Origin of the sequence: Arthrobacter ulcerisalmonis, assembly GCF_900609065.1 — a bacterium.
Taxonomy (GTDB): domain Bacteria; phylum Actinomycetota; class Actinomycetes; order Actinomycetales; family Micrococcaceae; genus Arthrobacter; species Arthrobacter ulcerisalmonis.
The window spans coordinates 73879-94459 of sequence record NZ_UXAU01000035.1 but is presented as its reverse complement, the minus strand read 5'-3'; the positions used below and the strand labels follow the sequence as shown (position 1 = coordinate 94459).

The following is a 20581-nucleotide window of genomic DNA, read 5'->3' as shown; positions in this document are numbered from 1 at the left end:
ACAAGACGGCTCGAAATTGGCCGCTACGTTACAGGCCACAGATCGGTGATGCGCACCCCGGCCTGGGCCAGCAGTCCGCGGAGCGTCGAGATGGACAGGCCCACGACGGCGTGCGGGTCGCCCTCCACGGTGCGGATGAACGCCCCGCCCATGCCATCGATGGTGAACGAGCCGGCGCAATGCAGCGGCTCACCGGTAGCAATGTAGGCGTCTATCTCGGCCAGTTCCATGTCCACGAACGAGACCACGGCTGAGGTGACCGTCCCCAAGGTGGCGCCGGAGCCTGTGGCCGGGGCGCCGTCGTCGGCTGCTTCCGTGTCGCGGCAATCCACCAACCAGTGCCCGGTGTGCAGGGTGCCGCTGCGCCCGCTCATCCGCAGCATCCGCTCGCGCGCGACGTCGGCGGTGTAGGGCTTGCCGTGCGCCTCGCCGTCGAACTCGAAGACGGAGTCGCAGCCAATCACGAGTGCCCCTTCAGCCTCCGGGAGTGCCGCTACCGCTTCGGCCTTGGCACGGGCCAGCAGGAGGGCGGTGTCGTGCGGATCTGTCACGCCATATCTGGCCTGGACCGCGTCCTCGTCCACGTCCGAAACGAGGACTGTGTGTCCAATTCCCGCCTCCGTGAGGAGCTTGGTGCGGGCGGGGGACTGGGAAGCCAGGATCAGTGCAGTCACAGCCCCAAGCCTAGACCAACCCTCCCGGAGGTTTGACGGCTTAGACGCCAACCTTCCCGGACGTTTGACGGGTTAAATGACAACCGTCCCGGACAAGTTGAGGTGTCAGCTTGTCCGGGAGGGTTTTCGATTCCGGCGTAACTACTCCGGGACGGTTGCGGCCTGGCGAGTGATCTTGGCACCTTCAACGTCCACGTCCGGCAGGATCCGGTCCAGCCACTTGGGCAACCACCAGGTCTTCTCGCCGAGCAGGTACATGACGGCGGGAACGATCGTCATGCGCACCACGAACGCATCCAGCAACACGCCGAAGGCCATCGCGAAGCCCAGCGGCCTGACCATGGTCAAGTGGCTGAAGATGAAGCCGGCAAACACGCTCACCATGATGATGGCGGCAGCGGTCACCACTGCTGCGGCGTGCCGGAAACCAATACGGACAGCTTCCTTGGCCGAGGAACCGTGCATGTACGCCTCACGCATGCCGGAGGCGATGAACACCTGGTAGTCCATGGCCAGGCCAAACAGCACACCGATGAGGATGATCGGCAGGAAGCTCAGCACGGCGCCAGGATTGGCCACGTCGAACACGCCGCCCAGCCAGCCCCATTGGTAGACGGCCACCACAGCGCCGAACGCCGCGGCGAGTGAGAGCAGGAAGCCGCCCGTTGCCAGCAGCGGCACCACGATGGAGCGGAATACGAGCAGGAGCAGGATCAGGGAAAGTCCGACGACGATCGCCAGGTACGGCGGCAGGGCGTCACCGAGCTTCGTGGAGACATCGACGTTGCCGGCCGTCTGCCCCGTCAAGCCCATGGCCACGTTGTACTCAGACTGGATCTCGCCGTTGAGGCCGCGTAGCTCGGCGACGACCTGCACGGTGCTGGCGCTGGCCGGGCCTTCCTTCGGGATGATCTGGAAGACAGCTGTCCTGCGGTCGTCACTGAGCGCCACCGGAACTGCGGCCACCACGTTATCGACGGCGCGGAGCTTGTCCGCGACGTCGTACTGCAGCGTCTGCGCCTGAGCCTCGTCGAGGTTGGCGGGGAACTCGCCCACGGCCACGATCGGGCCGGTGACACCCTCGCCGAAGCTGCGGGCGGTGAGGTCGTAGGCCTGGTAAGCCTCGGACTCCACGGGTTCGGAACCGCCGTCCGGCAGTGCCAACTGCAGCTGGGTGGCCGGGATGGCGAGGACGCCGAGAAGCACGACACCGGAAATGAGCGACACGATGGGGTGCCGGGTGACCAGGCCACCCCAGCCGCGGGTGCTGCGGTCGCGGTCGATGGCCTCGTCCGCAGCCTCGTGGCCAGGCTCGGCATTGTGCGCGGCGGCCTTGGCCCATGCCCGCTTGGAGATGATCTTCCGGCCGATCAGGGACAACATTGCCGGGGTGAGCGTGATGGCCACGAGCACGGCGACGGCAACGGTTCCGGCAGCGGCCAGGCCCATTACGGTGAGGAATGGCAAGCCAGGAACCACCAGGGCGGCGAGGGCAATAATGACGGTGAGACCGGCAAACACCACGGCGTTACCGGAGGTGCCGGTGGCGCGGGCCACTGATTCCTCGGTATCCATCCCGGCCAGCAGTTGGGTCCGGTGCCGGTTGACGATGAAGAGTGAGTAGTCGATGCCCACGGCGAGGCCCAGCATGAGGGCCAGCATGGGGGAGATGGAGCTCATGTCGAAGAGCCCGGAGAGCGCAAAGGTAATGCCAACTCCGACGCCGACTCCCACCACGGCCATGAGCAGCGGCAGTCCGGCGGCAATCAGGGTACCCAGCATCAGGATCAGCACCAGGGCGGCGACGGCGATGCCGATGATCTCCGCAATGCCGAACAGTTCTGAGATGTCCTCGGTGATCTCCTTGCTGGCAAACGCCGTGACGCCCGCCGAGGAGGTTTCATGCGCGATCTCCTGGACTTCTTCGCGCACCGCGGGAGTCAGCCCGTTGATTGAGGTATTGAACTGAACCTGTGCGACGGCGGCCCGGCCATCCTCAGACACGAACCGGATGGCAGACGACGCGTCTGCCTGCCGCTCGCCGAGGTCGAGCTTGGCCTTGCTGGCGGCTAGTTCTTGGGTGCCGGCGTCGAGCTTTGCCTGTCCTTCGGCGAGTGCTGCCTTCTGCTGGCCCAACTGCGCCTCGATGGCTGCCGCGGATGCGCCGGCGGCAGTCAACTGCTGTTCGGCGGCTGCTACCTGCGCCTGGCCCGCTTCCAGCTGGGCGCGGGAAGCATCCAACTGTGCCTGGCCTGCCGCGAGCTGCTGCTTGCCGTCGGCAATGGTCTGCCCGGCCTGGTCAACCCGGGCCTGGACGGCGAACGGGTCCACCGTGCCACGGACGTCCGGAAGTTCTTGGAGCTTGGCCAGTGCAGCAGTGACCGCAGCCTTGCTTGCATCGGTAAAGCCGCCGTCGGGCGATTCGAAAACGATCGTGGCGGTGCCTCCGGACGCCGAGGGGAGTTCTTCCTTCAACTTGTCCGCGATGCGCTGGGTTTCAGTGCCCGGGATCTGGAAGTTGTTGGACAGCGTGCCGTGGAAGGCGGCGGCAGACCCGCCCACTGCCAGCAGCACAGCGATCCAGAGGGAGAGAACCAGCCAGCGGCGGCGGTATGAAAATTTGCCGAGCCGGTAAAGAAGCAGTGCCATGGTGGGGACCGATCTGATCAGGAGGAAGGGGTTGCGGTTGACGGATGTGTGGTTGCCGGGGTGGCGAAGCCGGACCCCAACAGGGCCATGGCTTCGACTAGGAGGAGCCGGAGCTCCGCCAGGGAGTCAGGGGAGAGGTCTTGGCCGCGGCGCCCGAACCAGGCCTCCATGGCAGCTTTGCCACAGGAAATGACCGAGCCGGACAGCGCTCGGATATAGAGTTCGTCGGAGGCGGCGGGAGAGGCGGACAGCCGTTCGCGGGCTACGGCAAAGATCTGTTCGCGGCAGTATTCCCAGGCGTCCAGTTCGGTGTGGGCCATCAGCGGGCTCTGTTGGGTCAGGGCAAACATTTCGGCCAATGGGGCCACCGTGCGTGGATCGGCGAGTGCCATCAGTGCTGCCTGCGCCGACTGCAGGATGGGTTCGTCCGTGGGGCGCAGCCTGAGCTGCTGGATGGCGGAGTCGAGGAAGCTGTGCGAGATGGCGGCCAGGGCGGCGTCGGTGCTGGCGAAGTAGTTGAAGAACGTTCGGCGGGATATGCCCGCTTCCGCGGCAATATCCTCAACAGTGAAGTTGCCGGGACCGGAGGTGCGCAGGAGCCCCAAGGCGGCATCAATGATGGCCGTGTGGGTCGCGGCCTTGTTGAGTTCACGCCGGGTGGGCGTTCCCTCTGGCGCAGCGTCAGGAGCTGGTGTTGAGATGGGCACGTAATTACACTACGTGCAACTTTGCACTGTGAGCAACTTTGATTCACAGCAGAATGAAAGGTTCCCGACAGCCTGCCCTGAGCGTTGCGGCAAACACTGGATATGTCCCGTAGCGGATGTTGATACAGCAGTCGTCCCCGCGACGGCGGATCCAGGAGATAAGAAATGTCACGCACAAAGAAAATGACCCTCGGCGCCTCGGCCGCAGCCTTGGCCCTCGGGGCCGGCATCGGAGTAGCCGGCATGGCCTCCGCGTCCACCACAGCCACCCCCGCACCTTCCCCCAGCGCCAGTTCGAGCGCCCCGGCCGATTCCGGACAGGGCGGCAAAGGCCCCGGCGGCATGGGCCGGCATGGCGGACCGGGTGGCCTGGAGGGCGCATCAGCGTCTGCGCTCGCCGAAAAGCTCGGTGTGGAGGAATCAAAGGTCACTGATGCGCTCAAGGCCTTCCGCGAGGCGAACAAGCCCACAAAGCCCGCCGAGGGGGAAAAGCCGGATCCGACCGTCCGCGAGGCCGCATTGGCGAAGTCGCTCGCAGATTCGCTCGGCATCGACGAAGCCAAGGTGACGGCTGCGCTGTCCGATCTGAAGGCTGCGGCCCAGGCAGATCGGGCGGAAGAGCTCAAGACCCGGTTGGATCAGGCCGTCACGGACGGCAAACTCACCCAGGCCGAGGCTGACGCCGTGACCAAAGCCGTCCAGAACGGCGTGATCGGCGGTGGCGGCCGGTAGCGTCGGCGCGTTGACCTGAGAAACACAGAACGTCCCCTGGAGCTCCCGGGGACGTTCTGTGGTGATGGCCGACGGCGGCCAGTTTTGCGGGTGCCGCCGTGGCGGTCAATGCCGCCGCTGCCGAATTATGCGCGCGACTCGTGCAGTTCGCGGGACTCGGCTGAGTCGTTCAAGACGATCGCATCGGTGGTGGCGGCAGCGTCGGCGTCGTGCTCGTCATCGACGAACGGTGTGCCGTTCCGCGGTGCGTTGTAGAGCGTCTCGTCCAGGATGCCCTGGCGCTTCGCCACGATGGTGGGGACCAGGGCCTGGCCTGCGACGTTGACCGCGGTGCGGCCCATGTCCAGGATCGGGTCGATGGCGAGCAACAGGCCGACGCCCGCCAGCGGCAAGCCCAAGGTAGAGAGCGTCAGGGTCAGCATGACCACGGCGCCGGTGGTCCCTGCGGTGGCGGCCGAGCCGAGGACGGAGACCAGAACGATCAGCAGGTACTGGCTCAGGTCCAGCTGGATGCCAAAGAACTGTGCCACGAAGATCGCGGAGATGGCCGGGTAGATCGCTGCGCAACCATCCATTTTGGTGGTGGCGCCCAACGGGACGGCGAAGGAGGCGTAGCCGCGGGGGACACCCAGGCTGCGCTCGGTGACGCGCTGTGTGAGCGGCAGCGTGCCAACAGAGGAGCGTGAAACAAAGGCCAACTGCACGGCAGGCCAGACGCCGGAGAAGTACTGCTTGATCGACAGGCCGTGGGTGCGGACCAGGATGGGGTACACCACGAAGAGGACCAAGGCCAGGCCAACGTAGATGGCGATCGCGAACTTACCGAGGGAGCCGATGGTGTCCCAGCCATAGACGGCGACGGCGTTGCCGATCAGGCCCACGGTGCCCAACGGTGCAACGCGGATGATCCACCACAGCACCTTCTGGATGACAGCCAACGCCGAGGCGTTCAGGGCCAGGAACGGTTCTGCTGCCTTGCCCACCTTCAATGCTGCGACGCCCACGGCGATCGCGATGACCAGGATCTGCAGAACGTTGAAGTTGACGGCCGTGGCCACGGTGGTGGCGGCGTCGGCGCTTTCCGTCACGGTGGAGCTGGCGCCCAGGCCCAGGAAGTTCTTGGGGAAGAGGCCCGTCAGGAAGGCCCACCAGTTGCCCACGGAGGAGGGCGCTTTTCCTTCGCCGGAGATGCCGGTGTTGGCGCCGGGCTGCAGCAGCACGCCCAGGCCGATGCCGATCAGCACCGCGATCAGGGAGGTGATGGCGAACCACAGCAGGGTGTTCCAGGCCAGCCGCGCAGCGTTTGATACCTGGCGCAGGTTGGAGATCGAGCTGACCACTGCGGTGAAGATCAAAGGGACGACGGCGGTCTGCAGCAAGGCGACATAGCTCGAGCCGATGGTCTGCAGCGTCGCGCCGAGGCCGTTGGGCGCCTCCTTGGTGCTGCCGGTGTACTTGGCCAGCAGGCCGAGGCCAAGGCCAACGATCAAGGCTGCAATGATTTGGACGCCGAAGGAGCCAGCCCACTTGGGGAGCTGGAAGCCGGTCTTTCCGGCGGATTCTGGGGTGCGGGTTTGAGTGCTCACCAGAACACGCTAGGACTGCGGCTCTTATCATGACGAACGAATGTTGAGAAATGTTACGTTGTCCTTGATGCCGCTGCTTCGCATCATGCCCGGTATTTCGGTCTGGGCACAGGGAATTGTGAAGTTATTCCCAGCCGGCGTGTAATAAACGTCTCGCGCTTCTGCGCGCCCGCTCAGGCCAGCAGCGCTCGCCGCAGGGTGTCCAGCCCAACCGAGCCAACGTTGAGCGCACGGGTATGGAATTCCTTGAGATCGAAGCCGGGCCGGGTTTCAAGCTCGGCGCGGATCTGTTCCCACAGCCGCTGTCCCACCTTGTAAGAGGGCGCCTGGCCGGGCCAGCCCAGATACCGGGCGAACTCGAAGTCAAGTTGCCCCTTGCTGATGGGCAGGTTTTCGCGGAGGAAGTCGTAACCCTTCTCGGCCGTCCAGGTCCCGGAGCCCCACCGTTCCGGGATGTCGAGCTCCAGATGGACGCCGATGTCGAAGACCACCCTGGCCGCGCGCATCCGTTGCATGTCCAGCATGCCCATCAGGTCACCGGGATCGGACAGGTAGCCGAGCTCCTGCATCAGCTTTTCTGCGTAGAGCGCCCAGCCTTCGCCGTGGCCAGACGTCCAGCACGCGTTGCGGCGCCAGTTGTTGAGGAGTTCCCGGCGGTAGGTGGCGGTGGCTACCTGCAGGTGATGGCCCGGCACGCCTTCGTGGAACACCGTGGTGGTTTCCGCCCAAGTGGTGAAGGTGTCTTCGCCGGCTGGAACCGACCACCACATTCGGCCTGGACGGCTGAAGTCATCCGATGGCCCCGTGTAGTAGATGCCACCCTCGTCAGTGGGCGCGATCTTGCACTCGAGGGTCTTCATCACGTCAGGAATATCAAAGTGAACGCCAGCGAGTTCGGCCACAGCCCTGTCAGAGAGTTCTTGCATCCAGGCCTGCAGGGCATCCGTTCCCTTGAGCTGGCGCGCAGGATCGTTGTTCAGGATTTCCTTGGCCTCGGCAATGCTGGCCCCGGGCTTGATTCTCTTCGCTACTTGCTCCTGCTGCTGGATCAAGCTGTCCAGCTCGGCCGCACCCCAGGCGTAGGTTTCCTCGAGGTCAACGGTGGCACCGAGGAAGGATCGTGAGGCCAGCGTGTAGCGTTCCCTGCCCACGGCGTCCTTTTCTGGCGCGGCGGGGAGCAGTTCGGCCTGCAAAAAATCGGCCAATCCCCGGTACGCTTCGCGGGCTGTGGCGGCGCCTGCGTCGAGGCGGGCCTGGGTCTCTGCCGGCAGGGCGCCGTCGGACGCCTGCGCGCCTGCAGCGAGTTTGGCGAAGAAGCCGTCCGCGGCGGCGTACTTGGTGGTCTGCTCGACGACGATCCGCACTTGGCGCGCGGCGGCCACCTTGCCTGCGGCTAGGCCCACCCTCAGCGAGTCGATGTAACCAGTGATCGCCGCTGGAACGTGGTGTGCGCGGCCAGCGATGTGCTCCCAGTCCTGGACCGTGTCAGTTGGCATGAGGTCGAAGATGGCCCGAATGTCCTGCGCCGGGGAGGCGATGTTGTTCAGGTCCGCATGGTCCCAGCCGGACTCGTTGATGAGTAACTGCAGGCCAAGGCGTTCGCGCATGGCGTCGAGGGTGACGGCGTCGACGTCGTCCACCGGCTCCAGGCCGTCAAGATCGGCAAGTGCCTGCCGGGCAGCGGCAGCGAACTCGGCAATCCCGGCGGGCGAGAAGTCTTGGTACTCAGTTTCGTGTCCGGCCACGCCCAAGGTGGTGGCGAACGACGGATTCAGGCGGATGAGCTCAGCCGTGTATCTGTCCGCGACGGCGTCGATGGGAGTGTGCGGTCGGGTGGCGGGAGCAGATTCTGTAGTCACCCTCCGAGACTAACCGGACTGCGCACGCCACGCCGGCAACCCTCCCGGAGTTGTTGCAGCGGTTTGGACAACCTTCCCGGAGTTGTTGCGGGAGTTTGGACAACCCTCCTGGGGGATCCCGCCGTCGTGTCCCAAAGCGTCAAGTAAAGCTCCGGGAGCGTTAGCCGGACGGGTGTCAAAGCTCCGGGAGCGTTAGCCGGACGGGTGCCAAAGCTCCGGGAGGGATGCGGTTTTGGCCGTAAGAGCTACGGGAGGGTCAGCCGCGGCTGCGCTTCCAGGCCCCCGGGCCGGGCTTGGGAGCCAGCCGGAGCTGGTGCCGGCGCACCCAGGAGCGGACGGACGGTTCGGCGGCCCGCTCTGGCGCCGCTGCGGCCAGGGACAGCACGACGGCGGTCAGCGCCGCCAGTTCTTCGGCGTCCGGTTTGCCCTTGACCACGGACAGTAGTGGTTCCGGCGTGCCGCCCGGCTTGGCGTCGGTGGTCACAGCGGGATGTTCCCGTGCTTCTTGGCGGGAAGGCTGGCGCGTTTGTCGCGGAGGGCCCGAAGGCCGCGGACGATCTGGACCCGGGTGTCGGACGGGGCGATAACGGCATCCACGTAACCGAGCTCGGCAGCCTGGTACGGGTTGAGGAGCTCGTCTTCGTACTGGCGGATGACCTCGGCCCGGCGCGCATCGACATCGCCACCGGATTCGGCCACGCCGGCAAGATCGCGGCGATAAAGGATGTTGACGGCACCCTGGGCACCCATGACGCCGATCTGCGCGGTGGGCCAGGCCAGGTTGAGGTCGGCACCCAGCTTCTTGGACCCCATCACGATGTACGCTCCACCGTAAGCCTTGCGCGTGATCACGGTGATCTTGGGGACGGTGGCCTCGGCGTAGGCGTAGAGAAGCTTGGCGCCACGCCTGATGATGCCCTGGAATTCCTGGTCCTTGCCGGGCAGGAAGCCGGGCACGTCAACCAGGGTGATGATGGGAATGTTGAAGGCGTCGCAGTTCCGGACAAAGCGGGCGGCCTTCTCAGATGCAGCAATATCCAGGGTGCCTGCGAACTGCATGGGCTGGTTGGCGACGATGCCCACCGTGTGCCCCTCCACCCGGCCGTAGCCGATCATGACGTTGGGCGCATACAGCGACTGCATTTCCAGGAAGTGCGCGTCGTCCACAATCTGGTCGACGACGGTGCGCATGTCATAGGGCTGGTTGGCGGAGTCCGGGACCAGCTTGTCCAAGGCAAAATCGTCGTCGTCGACCTCCAGGGACTGCAGGAAATCCGTGACCGGAGCCTCTGACAGGTTGTTGGAAGGAAGGAAGTCGAGAAGTTCGCGGACGAACTCGATGGCGTCGGGTTCATCAACGGCCAGGTAGGTAGAGGTGCCGGTGGTGGCGTTGTGCTGCCGTGCGCCGCCCAAGGTTTCCATGTCCACGTCTTCGCCGGTGACGGTCTTGATCACGTCGGGGCCGGTAATGAACATGTGGGAGGTCTTGTCCACCATCACCACGTAGTCGGTCAGTGCGGGGGAGTACGCCGCACCGCCGGCGGAGGGGCCCATGATCAGGGAGATCTGGGGGACGACGCCGGATGCGTGGACGTTGTTGCGGAAGATGTCGGCAAACATGGCCAGCGAGGCCACGCCTTCTTGGATGCGGGCGCCGCCACCGTCCAGGATGCCTACCACCGGGCAGCCGTTTCGGAGCGCGAACTCTTGTACTTTGACGATTTTCTCGCCGTTGACCTGGCTGAGGGAGCCGCCGTAGACGGAAAAGTCCTGGCTGTAGACCGCAACGAGTCGGCCGTCCACCGTGCCGTAGCCAGAGACCAAGCCGTCGCCCAGGGGCTTTTTCTTCTCCATTCCGAAGGCCGTTGACCGGTGCACGGCCAAGGCATCAAACTCCACGAACGAATCCTCGTCCAGTAGCAGGCCGACCCGTTCGCGCGCCGTGTTCTTGCCGCGCGCGTGCTGCTTCTCGATCGCTTCGGGGCCGGAAGGCTGTTCGGCACGGGCCTGGCGGTCGCGGAAGTCGGCGATCTTTCCCGCGGTGGTACTCAGATCGTGGCTCATCAGATGTCTCCGGCTCTGTTGCAGATTGGTTCGGTACTGCTGTGCATGGGGCGGGGCCAAGTGGCCGGGCCTGCGGTCGAAATGTTAAGTAGCTTCCGCACAAAGGCCCATCCCTGCAGGCAAGTCTAGTAACGCCGTGCGCGCCTGGAGCTGTAGGGAACCTACAATTTTCTGCCGTGCCGAAGAGTTGGCCCCAATGTTACTCGCCGGTAACTTATTTGGGTTACAGTGTTTCCATGACTCCAAGCGATGACGCTGTGCCTGCCCTCGACAGTCCCTATCGGGCCACTGGCTCACTGCGGGGACAGACCATCTTGATCTCGGGCGGGAGCCGTGGGATTGGCCTCGCTATCGCCACCCGGGCCGCCCGCGATGGCGCCAACATTGTCCTGATGGCCAAGACCGGCGAACCGCATCCAAAATTGGCGGGCACCGTGCATACGGCTGCCCAAGCATTGGTCGACGCTGGCGGCCAGGCTTTGCCGTTGGTGGGTGATGTGCGCCGGGACGAGGACGTGGCCGGCGCGGTCGCGGCGGCGGAAGAACGATTCGGCGGGATCGACATTGTGATCAACAATGCCTCCGCCATCGACCTGTCCCGGACAGATGCAGTGGACATGAAAAAGTACGATCTCATGCAGGACATCAACGTCCGGGGTACGTTCCTGATGGCCAAACTGGCGCTACCGGCGCTGCGGAAATCGGCCGCCGGTCAGATCCTGACGCTCTCGCCACCACTGAACCTTGACCCGCAGTGGGCCGGCCGCCATCTGGCCTACACCATGGCCAAATACGGGATGAGCATGACCACGCTGGGACTCGCCCACGAGCTGCAGGAGGAGGGCATCCGGGTCAATTCGCTGTGGCCCTGCACCCTGATCGACACCGCAGCGATCCGCAACATGCCCCAGGGGGAGGCCATCGCGCTGTCGGCCAGGGGTCCGCAGATCATGGCCGATGCTGCGCACGCTGTCCTGACCGGTGCGCATCTGCGCCGTGGGGCAGTACCCAGTGGCAACTTCTACACAGATGAAGAGGTCCTGGGAGCTGCTGGCGTGACGGATTTCCGCTCCTACAGCCTTGGCGCGGACGAAGATCGCCTGGTTCCGGACATCTTCCTTTAGGCACGCCAGGACAAGGGGCCTCGGATCAACGATCCGGCTCGTTGTCAGCGGCAGTCGGTAAGATTCAAGGATGGCTGACGCACACATTCCCGGGACTCCATTGAACCGGCGGGACCTGGCTGACCCAGAGTTCTTCGCCGCGACGGGGATCGCACGGTTGGACGTGGTGGACTCCACGGGCTCCACCAATGCTGACCTGGTCCGGCTGGCCAACGTGGACGGCGCCAACTGGCCAGACCTGTCAGTCCTGACCGCCGAATACCAGACAGCGGCGCGCGGCCGGCTGGACAGGCAGTGGGAGGCGCCGCCGTTGAGCTCCATCTCCGTGTCGCTGGTGCTCCGGCCCGTCAACGCCCAGGGCCGTCCCTTGCCAACGCAGAGTTACTCGTGGTTGTCCCTGATCGCGGCGTTGGCGCTGCGGGACATGCTCCTCGAGACCGGTGGTGTGGCTGCCGATATCAAGTGGCCCAATGACGTCCTGGTGGGGGGCAAAAAGATCGCCGGCATTCTCGCGCAGCTTGGGCCCATGGTGGATGGAACCCCGCCACCGGTGATCTTGGGAACGGGCCTGAATGTGACCTTGCGCCAGCACGAGCTCCCCGTTCCTACGGCAACGTCTGTGGTGTTGGCGGGCTCGCGCACCCTCGACCGGACAGTGCTGCTCAAGAGCTACCTGCAACGTTTCGCTGCGCTTTACCGCCAGTTCTGCGATGCCGACGGCGATCCCACCGCCGGGATGGGCGGCGGTCCGTCACTGCGTAAGCGGGTGGAGGCCGTCATGGCCACGCTGGGCAAGCAGGTCCGCGCCCAGTTGCCCGGTGACCACGAAATCATCGGCCACGCCTCACGGCTGGATGAATATGGCTCGCTCCTGGTGGTGGACCGGGATTCCCGGGAGCACGTGGTCACCGCCGGCGATGTTGTGCACCTGCGGCCCTGGCCGGCCGAAGATGGGTCCGGCGCCGGCGGTTATGCGTAAGGACCTCTTCCCTGGCGAGCAGTTGATTGTCAGCACCAGGCCGCAGCCGAGGAGACTCTCCCTTTCAGCTGTGGCATTTATTGTTGCGCCGGCAGCAGCTTCGTTTGGCGCCGCCTGGGTCAACCGGGGCGGGGCACAGCAGGTTTTTCCGGCGCTCAACGATTCCTGGAAGCCATGGCTCATGGGCGCTTTCTTTGTGCTGGCAGCCTGGATCCTGGTGGGGTTCTGCCTGCCGCGACTCCTGCGCTGGTCCAGCACGAACTACACCCTGACCAGCCAACGCGTCGTGGCCAAGTTTGGCCTTCTCAAGCGCCGTGACCAGCAGGTCAACCTGCGCTCGGTCCGGAACGTGAGCATCCACGGCTCGGTGTTGCAACGGATGTTGCGGTCGGGGACTATATCCTTGGAAGTCGGGCATCAGGGCGTGGTGACGTTGCAGGACGTCCCGGAGGTGGCCCGATTCCGGGAATTCATCCTCGACGCCATCGACGATCTCCCGGAAGAATATGCGGCCCAGCCTGGACACCCTGCTAGTGCCGCGCCGTGGCTGGATGAGCGAAACAGGTGGCTGAGAGAAGGTGGACGGAATGAACGATGAGGCCTTGCAAGACCCCACGGACGCCGTCGTGCCAGCAGCCGAAGCCGAGCAGACACCAGAACCGGCACCCGCAGTAGACCCCACGCCGCCCACGTCTTCCCTCTCAGCGGAGCGGCTCGCCGTCAAGGCTCTTGAAACCAGGCTGCTGGGCGGCCCGCGTAAGTTCCGTCGTCGGGAGATTGCCTCCGGTGCCGGGCTGTCCCTGCTCTCGGCCCGGAAACTCTGGCGCGCGCTAGGGTTCCCCAACTTCGGTGACGATGACGTTGCCTTCACCGAACGCGACCAGGAAGCCCTGTCCGCGATCGTGGACATGGTCCGCTCCGGCATGATCACCGAAGAAGCAGCCATTTCCGTGACCCGCGCCATCGGGCAGATGACGGACCGCATGGTGGTCTGGCAGATTGAAGCCCTGGTTGAAGACCTGGTGGAAGAGCAAGGCCTCACGGATGCGGTGGCCCGCAAGCAGATGGTCACCGAGCTCCCGGATATTGTGGATGCGCTGGAACAGGTCTTGGTCTATTCGTGGCGCCGGCAACTCAACGCGGGTGTGCAGCGGCTGGCTGTCCGGGCTGAGGCCGGCCTGCAAGCCAGCGAAGAGGGCCGCGAAGGTGACGAGGATGACGCACCGTTGCCTCTGGCGCGGGCCGTGGGCTTCGCCGACCTGGTCTCTTACACCAGCCTGTCCCGGCGCATGAACGAGAAAACCCTGGCCCGGTTGGTGCAGCGGTTCGAAAACAAGTGCGCCGAAATCATCTCCGTGGGTGGTGGCCGGCTGGTCAAGACCGTTGGCGACGAAGTCCTTTATATCGCCGAAACTCCGGCAGCCGGCGCCGAGATCTCGTTGGCGCTGGCCCAGGCGCTGACCGAGGATGAGATCCTGCCGGAAGCGCGCGTGGCCATGGTCTGGGGGCGGATCCTGTCCCGCCTTGGTGACATCTACGGCCCCACAGTCAACCTGGCTGCACGGCTCACCTCCCTGGCCGAACCGGGGACCGTGCTGGTGGATTCCATGACGGCAGCAGCCCTGGAAAACGATGAGCGGTTTGTGCTGGCACCGCAGCCCATCGAAAACGTGCGCGGGTTCGGTGAGATCCTGCCCTTCCTGCTGGCACGTGGCCGCGGCAAGGGACTGGTCCTGGACTGAGTCCTGCCCGGCGGGCAGTTTATCCATTTGTTAGGTTAAGGCGGTACATTTGTTGTGCCCGGGCACCAGTCCGCCTGAAACCGGCAGTTGTCGGAGCATCTCTGGGGGAACCAACCAATGAGTCGTAGCGATCAACCGCGCGCAGATCGCACCACCGTCGCCGCTGCCTTTGGCCGTTTCCGCCGTTCGGCTGCCCTGCGGGGTTCAGTGTTCAGCCTCGCCCTGGTGGCGTTGGTGGTGGGCGCTGTGGTTTATCCCGGGTTCAAGACCGCGGAGGTTGAGCTCAACGACGGTGGCGTGTGGGTCGTGTCCAAGGCGAAAAATGCCGTGGGCCGGCTCAATTACCCGTCGCGGGTGCTGGATGGTGCCGTGACTCCTGCCTCGTCCACATTCGAGGTGCTGCAGGATGCCGGAGAGGTCTTCGTCGACGATGTCTCGGGTTCAACGCTGAACCAGGTATCACCAGCCAACATGCGCCTTGGCGGCGAAAAGCAGCTGCCCGGCGCGGCCACGGTGAGTTTCGGTTCGGCCGTGTTATCCGTCACGGATGCGTCCTCCGGGAGGGTCTGGGCGGTTTCGCCGTCCACCGTCAGCGGCTTCGACGAGGAGTCTTCCGAACCCGTCCTGGTGAGTGGCGCTGGCACGGTCTCCGCAGTGGGTGCTGATGATCGGGTGTACTCCGTTGACCCGGTGGCCGGGGTGGTGACCGCGACGGCTGTTGATGCCGAGGGCGCAGTGGTGTCCCAGGAAACCGAGTCATGGCCCGAGTTGAAGGGTGCCGGGGAACTCCAGGTCACGGTAGTGGGGGACAAACCTGTGGTCATGGATGCTGCGGCCGGCAACCTGTTCCTGTCCGGCGGTAAGCGACTGCAATTGGCGGATGCGCGCGATGCGAAGCTGCAGCAAAGCGGCCCCGCCAGCGACTTCGTGGCGTTCGCAACCCCGAAAGCGTTGCTCAAGCAGCCGCTGAATGGGGATACCGCCAAGACGGTCACTTTTGGCGGTGAGGGCGTCCCCGCAGCTCCTGTCCAACTGGCGGGGTGCGTGCACGCTGCCTGGTCCGGCGTGAACAAGTACGTCCGCGACTGCGTCAACGACGCGGACGACAAGAACGTGGCAGTGCCCAAGGCGAGCGCATCGCCGTCGTACGTTTTCCGGGTGAACCGGGACGTGGTGGTCCTCAACGATGTGAACTCCGGCAACGTGTGGCTGGTGAACCAGAACATGCAGCTGGTCAACAACTGGGACGACGTCATCCCGCCCAAGGAAACCTCTGACGACGCCGACAAGGACTCCGCTGACGAGGTGCAGCAGACCGTCCTGCCGGACCGCACCAAACCGAACAGCCCGCCGGTGGCCCAACCCGATGCATTTGGCATCCGGGCGGGCAAAACCACCATCCTTCCGGTTTTGGACAATGACACCGATCCCGACGGCGACATCCTCACCGTCCGCGCGCCGGGCAACCTCACCACCGGGGCCCTCTCCACCATCTACGGTGAGACGGGCTTCCAGATCGCCGTTCCGGAGGGCAAGTCCGGCAACGAAACCTTCCAGTACACGGTGGATGACGGGCGCGGCCTGTCCGCTTCGGCCAGCGTCGCGCTCCGGATCGTGCCGCTGACCGAGAACGCGCCGCCCGCGCAGAAACCCAACCGGGACACCACCCTGGTGGTCCAGCAGGGTAAATCGGTGGCCCAGAACATCCTGCCGAACTGGTCCGATCCCGACGGCGATGACCTCTTCGCGGTCTCGGTCTCCAGTCCGGATCCCCTGGACCAGGTCCGCATCCAGCCCGACGGCCAACTCACCTTCCAGGACTCGGGCACCGTCCCCGGCCGCAAGGTCCTCACCGTGATGATTTCCGACGGCCAAGCAACCACCGAGGGCAGGATCACCGTTGATGTCCGCGCCCCCGGCGCGCTGCCACCGATCGCGAACGCTGACCATGTCATTGCCGTGGCCGGAACCGAAACGGTGATCACCCCGCTCAGCAACGATATCGATCCGCAGGGCGGCACCCTGCGGTTGGCCCAGGTCACGCCGGACGAGCAGTGCAGGGTGTCTATTGGAACTGACCAGCAAACGTTCGCCTTCACCTCCGAGACCCTGGGCTCCCACTATGTGGAGTACCTGGTGACCAACGGGCCGGCCAGCGCCCAGCAACTGGTGCGGGTCGACGTCGTGCCCGGAACCGCGGAGGGGACCCCGGTGGCGGTCCGCGACATTGCCCTGCTCCCCACGGGCGGGAACGTTCTGGTGGACGTGTTGGGCAACGATTCGGATCCCTCCGGCGGGGTCTTGGTGGTCCAGTCGGTCACTGCAAATAGTTCCCTGCCGGTGAGCGTTTCCGTCCTGGACCATTCAGTGGTACGCATTACGGATCTCAGGGCAGAGGGTCAGCTCACCCTCAAATACACAATTTCCAACGGCAAGGCTTCGGCCACCGGAGAAATCGCAGTCTTGGTGGTGCCCGCGCCCACCAAGCTGCAGGCACCGCAGGCCAAACCGGATGAGGCCACGGTGCGCGTGGGCGATGTGGTGACCATTCCCGTCTTGGCAAACGACGTGGACCCCAACGGCGGTACGCTTAGCCTCATCCCGGATCTGGCGCAGCAGCCTGATGCGGCGGACGGCCGGACCTTCGTGGCCGGCGACCAGCTCCGCTTCATTGCCGGACCTACCCCCAAAACCGTCTACGCCATCTACAAGGTGCAGAACACTTCCGGTCAGGTCGATTCCCAGCAGGTGAGCATCCGGATCGTGGCCCGCGATGATGACCGCAACACCCGCCCCGAACCGCGCAACCTCACCGGCCGGGTGGTCTCCGGAATGACCGTGCGGATCCCCGTGCCGCTGGATGGCATCGATGCGGACGGCGATTCCGTGCAGCTGATCGGCATCGATAAGGCTGCCCGGATGGGCACCGCCGTCCTGGGCGACGGGTTCCTGGAATACACGGCCGCCGGCGATGGTGCTGGCACCGATACCTTTACCTACCGGGTCCGCGACCGCATCGGCGCAGAAAACACCGGCACCGTGATTGTGGGGATCGCCCCGCCGGAGGCCATCAACCAGAAGCCCATTGCCGTTGATGACGCCGTAGACGTTCGGCCGGGCCGGAACGTGGCCGTCGAGGCGCTCGCCAACGATTCAGACCCCGACGGCGATCCAATTGCCCTCCTGGTGGACGGTTTCGAAGCCAAGCCTGAACTTGCGGTGGAGGTGGTGGACGGCGCCAACGTCCTGTTCACCGCTCCTGACACTGCTGGCAACGAAAGTATCGGTTACCGGATCCAGGACGACAAGAAGGCCCAGGCCAGCGCCGTCATCCGGATCAGGGTCAGCCCCGACGCCGAACTTAAGCGGCCCATCGCCAAGGATGACCGGGTGACGCTGTCCGAGACACTGGGCAAGACAGCCGTTGATGTCCCTGTCCTGAAAAACGATTCCGATCCTGACGGGGTAGCTTCAGAACTCGACGTCACACTGCCGGACGGCAACCCCAACGCGCGGGTCTCAAGCACCGGCTCGGTGCTGGTGGACCTCACCCCCGAGGACCAACTGGTGCCGTACACCGTGACCGACGTGGACGGGCTGAGCGCCACCGCCGTGATCTGGATTCCAGGCCAGGGCGCCCAGCACCCCACCCTGTCACGCACCGATCCGGTGGAGGTGATGGCCGGCAAGGAAGTAACGCTGAGCCTTGCCGAGTACGTCCGCGTCCGCGACGGCAGGAAGCCCCGAATCACCGTGGTGGAGTCCGTGTCTGTGCTGGGTGGCTCACCTGAAGGTGTAGTGGTGGGCGACGGCGATGCCCTGCGTTATGCCGCACGGGAGGGCTATGCTGGCCCCGGCTCTATCACCTTCGAGGTCACCGACGGCAGTGGACCCGACGACGCCGAGGGGCTGAAATCGACGCTGGTCATCAAGACGATCGTCATCCCAGACCCCGACCAGGCCAACACCCCGCCCACCTTCCAGGGCGCATCGCTTGACGTGCCGAGCACCGAAACCGGAACCCTTGACTTGGCTCCACTGGCCAAGGACGTGGACGAACGTGACCAGGGCAACCTCACGTTCGCCGTGGATCCAGCACTGCCGCCAGGGTTCCAGGCCCAACTCAACGGCAGCAACCTGGTGGTCAAAGCCGACGACTCGGTGGGGGTGGGCGTCTCCGGCACCATCAGGGTGTCCGTCACGGACGGCCGCTCGGATCCCGTGTCCGCCGCGGTCCAGGTCCGGCGCGTGGCTTCCAACAGGCCCATGCCAGTGGCCAACGACGACGTGGTGGAGAAGGCCAACGCCGGTAAGAGCGAAACCGTCAACGTCCTCGCCAACGACTTCAACCCCTTCAGCGACACCCCGCTGCGCATTGCGGGCGCTGTCGTGGAGACCGGTTCAGCACAGGGCCAGCCGGTGCCCGACGGCGACTCCATCACCGTGACACCCGCTGACGGCTTCAAGGGCGTCATGGTGGTCCGGTACACCATTGCGGACAAGACCAACGAGCTCTCGCGCCAGGCGGACGGCCGGGTCCGGATCACCGTCCGGGACGCCCCCGACGCGCCCTCGGCCCCGACTGCCACGGACGTCCGGAGCCGGACTGCCGTGCTGAAGTGGGCGCCGCCGTCGGATAACGGTGCAGCCATCAGCAAGTACACCGTGACGGCCAACAACGGCTTCAGCCAGGAGTGCGCCACCACCACGTGCACCCTCAGCGGACTCACCAACGACGTGAAATACACGTTCACCGTCAAAGCAACCAACGAGGTAGGCGAGTCACCCGCATCTGCCGCCTCCAACGAGATCAGGCCGGACGAGAAGCCATCGCCGCCTGAGGCCCCCACCGTCAAGGCCGGCGACAAGGACATGGCCATCACCTGGCCGGCAGCCAAAACCGAGGGTTCGGCCGTCAAGTTCTACAACCTGGAGATCTCGCCGCCACCCGCGTCCGGCGTGGGCCTCAAATCCGAGGTGGCCGGCCTGAACTACACCTGGCCAGGACTGACCAATGGCGTGAAATACAAGGTCCGCGCCCAGGCCGTCAACGAGCTCGGCGCTTCCGAGTGGGGCGCCTACTCGGCCGAGGACAACCCGGCAGGTGTGCCGGCAGCGCCGGCTGCACCACAGACCTCGGTGGCGGGACCTGTGGGGAGCACCAATCAGCTGCAGGTGACCTGGGAGCAGCCAAACACCAACGGCGATCCCATCAAGAACTACTACGTCACCATGAGCGGCGGTGGCGGCACACCGCAGACCCAGACAGTGGCAGGAACTGTCCGTTCCGCGGTGTTCGTGGCCAACAACTCCGAGACCGCGTACACGGTCACCGTTCAGGCCGACAACAAGGCCGGTAAGGGAGCGGTCAGCAACCCCTCCGCACCCCGCCGTGCCACTGGAAAACTCGGAACAGTGACCGGCGTCAGCGCCGTGCCGGCCAATACCAACGCTGCTGGCCGGCAACTGACCATCACGTTCAACAACCTCACGGCAGCCCAACGTAACGGTTCGTCGGCCGGCGAGGTCAGCTACCAGTACCGGGCGGGCAACCTGTCCGGACCCATCGTCAGCGGTGCCACGATCGGCGGTTTCACCAACGGGCAGGCCGCCAGCGTGACCATTACGGCGGTCTCCAGCGTGGCGCCTAGCTCCGATGCCAGCACCCCAGCAACAGCCACCCCCTACGGCTCGCCGGGGACCCCATCCGCCAGCGGAACCAACGGTGCCGTCAACGATCAGAGTGTCAGCTTCTCCTGGTCGTCACCGTCAAGCTCTGCCTTCGATGTGGCCAGCACCAGGATCCGCATCAACGGTGGCGCGTGGGAGAACGTGGCGGCCTCCGGCAGCCGCACGGTCAACACTGGCGGCTGGCAGCAGACCCGCACCTTTGACGTCCAGACGCTCAACTCGCTGGGCACGGGTAGCGCAGTGGTGTCTGCTTCTGCTACGTCGGGCCAACAGGGGGAGTGGGTGACGGCCATCAGGACGTACGATCCTAAGTTCCAACGGACCTGTACGTACACCCTGGGTGGATCGAACTACCGGCCCTACCCGTATACAGACTGCGACCGTGTTACGGGTAATAACCCGCCGTGGTTCTACAAGGACACTCAGGACCGGATCGTCGTGAAGTGCTACATCGACCAGGACGACAACTGGTCCAACAGCGGTGTTGTCCGCTGGTGGCGCGTGGAAGCCGGCTCGGCCCGCAACGTGGGACGTTACGTCATTGCCAGCCACACCACACTGGCCGATCCAGCCGGGCTGGGTGCACCCCGATGCTAAGCCACCTTACGAACGTCGTCGCAGGTCAAAGCGCACTTCCGCTGAGGAGCCGGCTGGCAGGGGAGCCCTGCCCATCGCAGGGTGCCTCCGCGTTGGGTAGGCTTGCCCCGAACGCGGGCCCCGCTGGGGGGCTTCGGACGTGCCACATCTGGGCCGGCTGCCCGAACGAAGGAACAC

At 65.1% G+C, this 20581-nt stretch carries 13 protein-coding genes; 6 read left to right on the top strand and 7 right to left on the bottom strand.

Annotated elements, in window-relative coordinates; all coding sequences use genetic code 11:
- Positions 1-23: 23 nt before the first annotated feature.
- The 3 genes from PSET11_RS12035 to PSET11_RS12025 form a co-directional block, all read right to left on the bottom strand.
- Positions 24-674, bottom strand: coding sequence for a Maf family protein (locus PSET11_RS12035; protein WP_124092561.1), 651 nt, complete (start codon positions 672-674; stop codon positions 24-26).
- A gap of 141 nt (positions 675-815) precedes the next feature.
- Complete coding sequence (locus PSET11_RS12030) at positions 816-3323, bottom strand: MMPL family transporter (protein WP_124092560.1); 2508 nt, start codon at positions 3321-3323, stop codon at positions 816-818.
- Positions 3324-3340: 17 nt separating this feature from the next.
- On the bottom strand, positions 3341-4030 hold the full coding sequence (locus tag PSET11_RS12025; protein WP_238989136.1) for a TetR/AcrR family transcriptional regulator: 690 nt from the start codon (positions 4028-4030) through the stop codon (positions 3341-3343).
- A gap of 165 nt (positions 4031-4195) precedes the next feature.
- On the opposite strand from PSET11_RS12025, the gene PSET11_RS12020 reads away from it, so the two are divergent.
- Complete coding sequence (locus PSET11_RS12020; RefSeq protein ID WP_124092559.1) at positions 4196-4762, top strand: hypothetical protein; 567 nt, start codon at positions 4196-4198, stop codon at positions 4760-4762.
- A 125-nt stretch (positions 4763-4887) separates the two neighbouring features.
- Here the strand turns inward: PSET11_RS12020 and PSET11_RS12015 are convergent, their stop codons facing one another.
- From PSET11_RS12015 to PSET11_RS12000, 4 genes are all read right to left on the bottom strand, one after another.
- The gene (locus PSET11_RS12015; RefSeq protein ID WP_124092558.1) at positions 4888-6348 is read right to left on the bottom strand and encodes a dicarboxylate/amino acid:cation symporter; all 1461 of its coding nucleotides are present in this window, start codon (positions 6346-6348) and stop codon (positions 4888-4890) included.
- 173 nt (positions 6349-6521) lie between these two features.
- Positions 6522-8207 carry a DUF885 domain-containing protein gene (locus PSET11_RS12010; protein WP_124092557.1) on the bottom strand — a complete coding sequence of 562 codons (1686 nt, stop codon included), beginning with the start codon at positions 8205-8207 and terminating at the stop codon, positions 6522-6524.
- 256 nt (positions 8208-8463) lie between these two features.
- Positions 8464-8691, bottom strand: a complete 228-nt coding sequence (locus PSET11_RS12005; protein WP_124092556.1) for an acyl-CoA carboxylase subunit epsilon — start codon at positions 8689-8691, stop codon at positions 8464-8466.
- Positions 8688-10271 (bottom strand): acyl-CoA carboxylase subunit beta, encoded by a 1584-nt coding sequence (locus tag PSET11_RS12000; protein WP_124092555.1) that lies wholly within the window; start codon positions 10269-10271, stop codon positions 8688-8690. The genes PSET11_RS12005 and PSET11_RS12000 overlap by 4 nt, the downstream gene beginning before the upstream one ends.
- 236 nt (positions 10272-10507) lie before the next feature.
- Here PSET11_RS12000 and PSET11_RS11995 point away from each other — a divergent pair, with 236 nt between their 5' ends.
- The 5 genes from PSET11_RS11995 to PSET11_RS11975 all read left to right on the top strand — a co-directional run bounded on the left by PSET11_RS11995 (position 10508) and on the right by PSET11_RS11975 (position 20404).
- Positions 10508-11395, top strand: coding sequence for an SDR family oxidoreductase (locus PSET11_RS11995; RefSeq protein ID WP_124092554.1), 888 nt, complete (start codon positions 10508-10510; stop codon positions 11393-11395).
- 70 nt (positions 11396-11465) lie between these two features.
- Complete coding sequence (locus PSET11_RS11990; RefSeq protein WP_124092553.1) at positions 11466-12374, top strand: biotin--[acetyl-CoA-carboxylase] ligase; 909 nt, start codon at positions 11466-11468, stop codon at positions 12372-12374.
- Complete coding sequence (locus tag PSET11_RS11985) at positions 12367-12972, top strand: PH domain-containing protein (protein WP_124092552.1); 606 nt, start codon at positions 12367-12369, stop codon at positions 12970-12972. The genes PSET11_RS11990 and PSET11_RS11985 overlap by 8 nt, the downstream gene beginning before the upstream one ends.
- Positions 12962-14116: an adenylate/guanylate cyclase domain-containing protein gene (locus PSET11_RS11980; RefSeq protein ID WP_124092551.1), complete on the top strand. Its 1155-nt coding sequence runs from the start codon at positions 12962-12964 to the stop codon at positions 14114-14116. Before PSET11_RS11985 ends, PSET11_RS11980 begins: the two co-directional genes overlap by 11 nt.
- Before the next feature lie 117 nt (positions 14117-14233).
- The gene (locus tag PSET11_RS11975) at positions 14234-20404 is read left to right on the top strand and encodes an Ig-like domain-containing protein (protein WP_124092550.1); all 6171 of its coding nucleotides are present in this window, start codon (positions 14234-14236) and stop codon (positions 20402-20404) included.
- Positions 20405-20581: the final 177 nt, after the last annotated feature.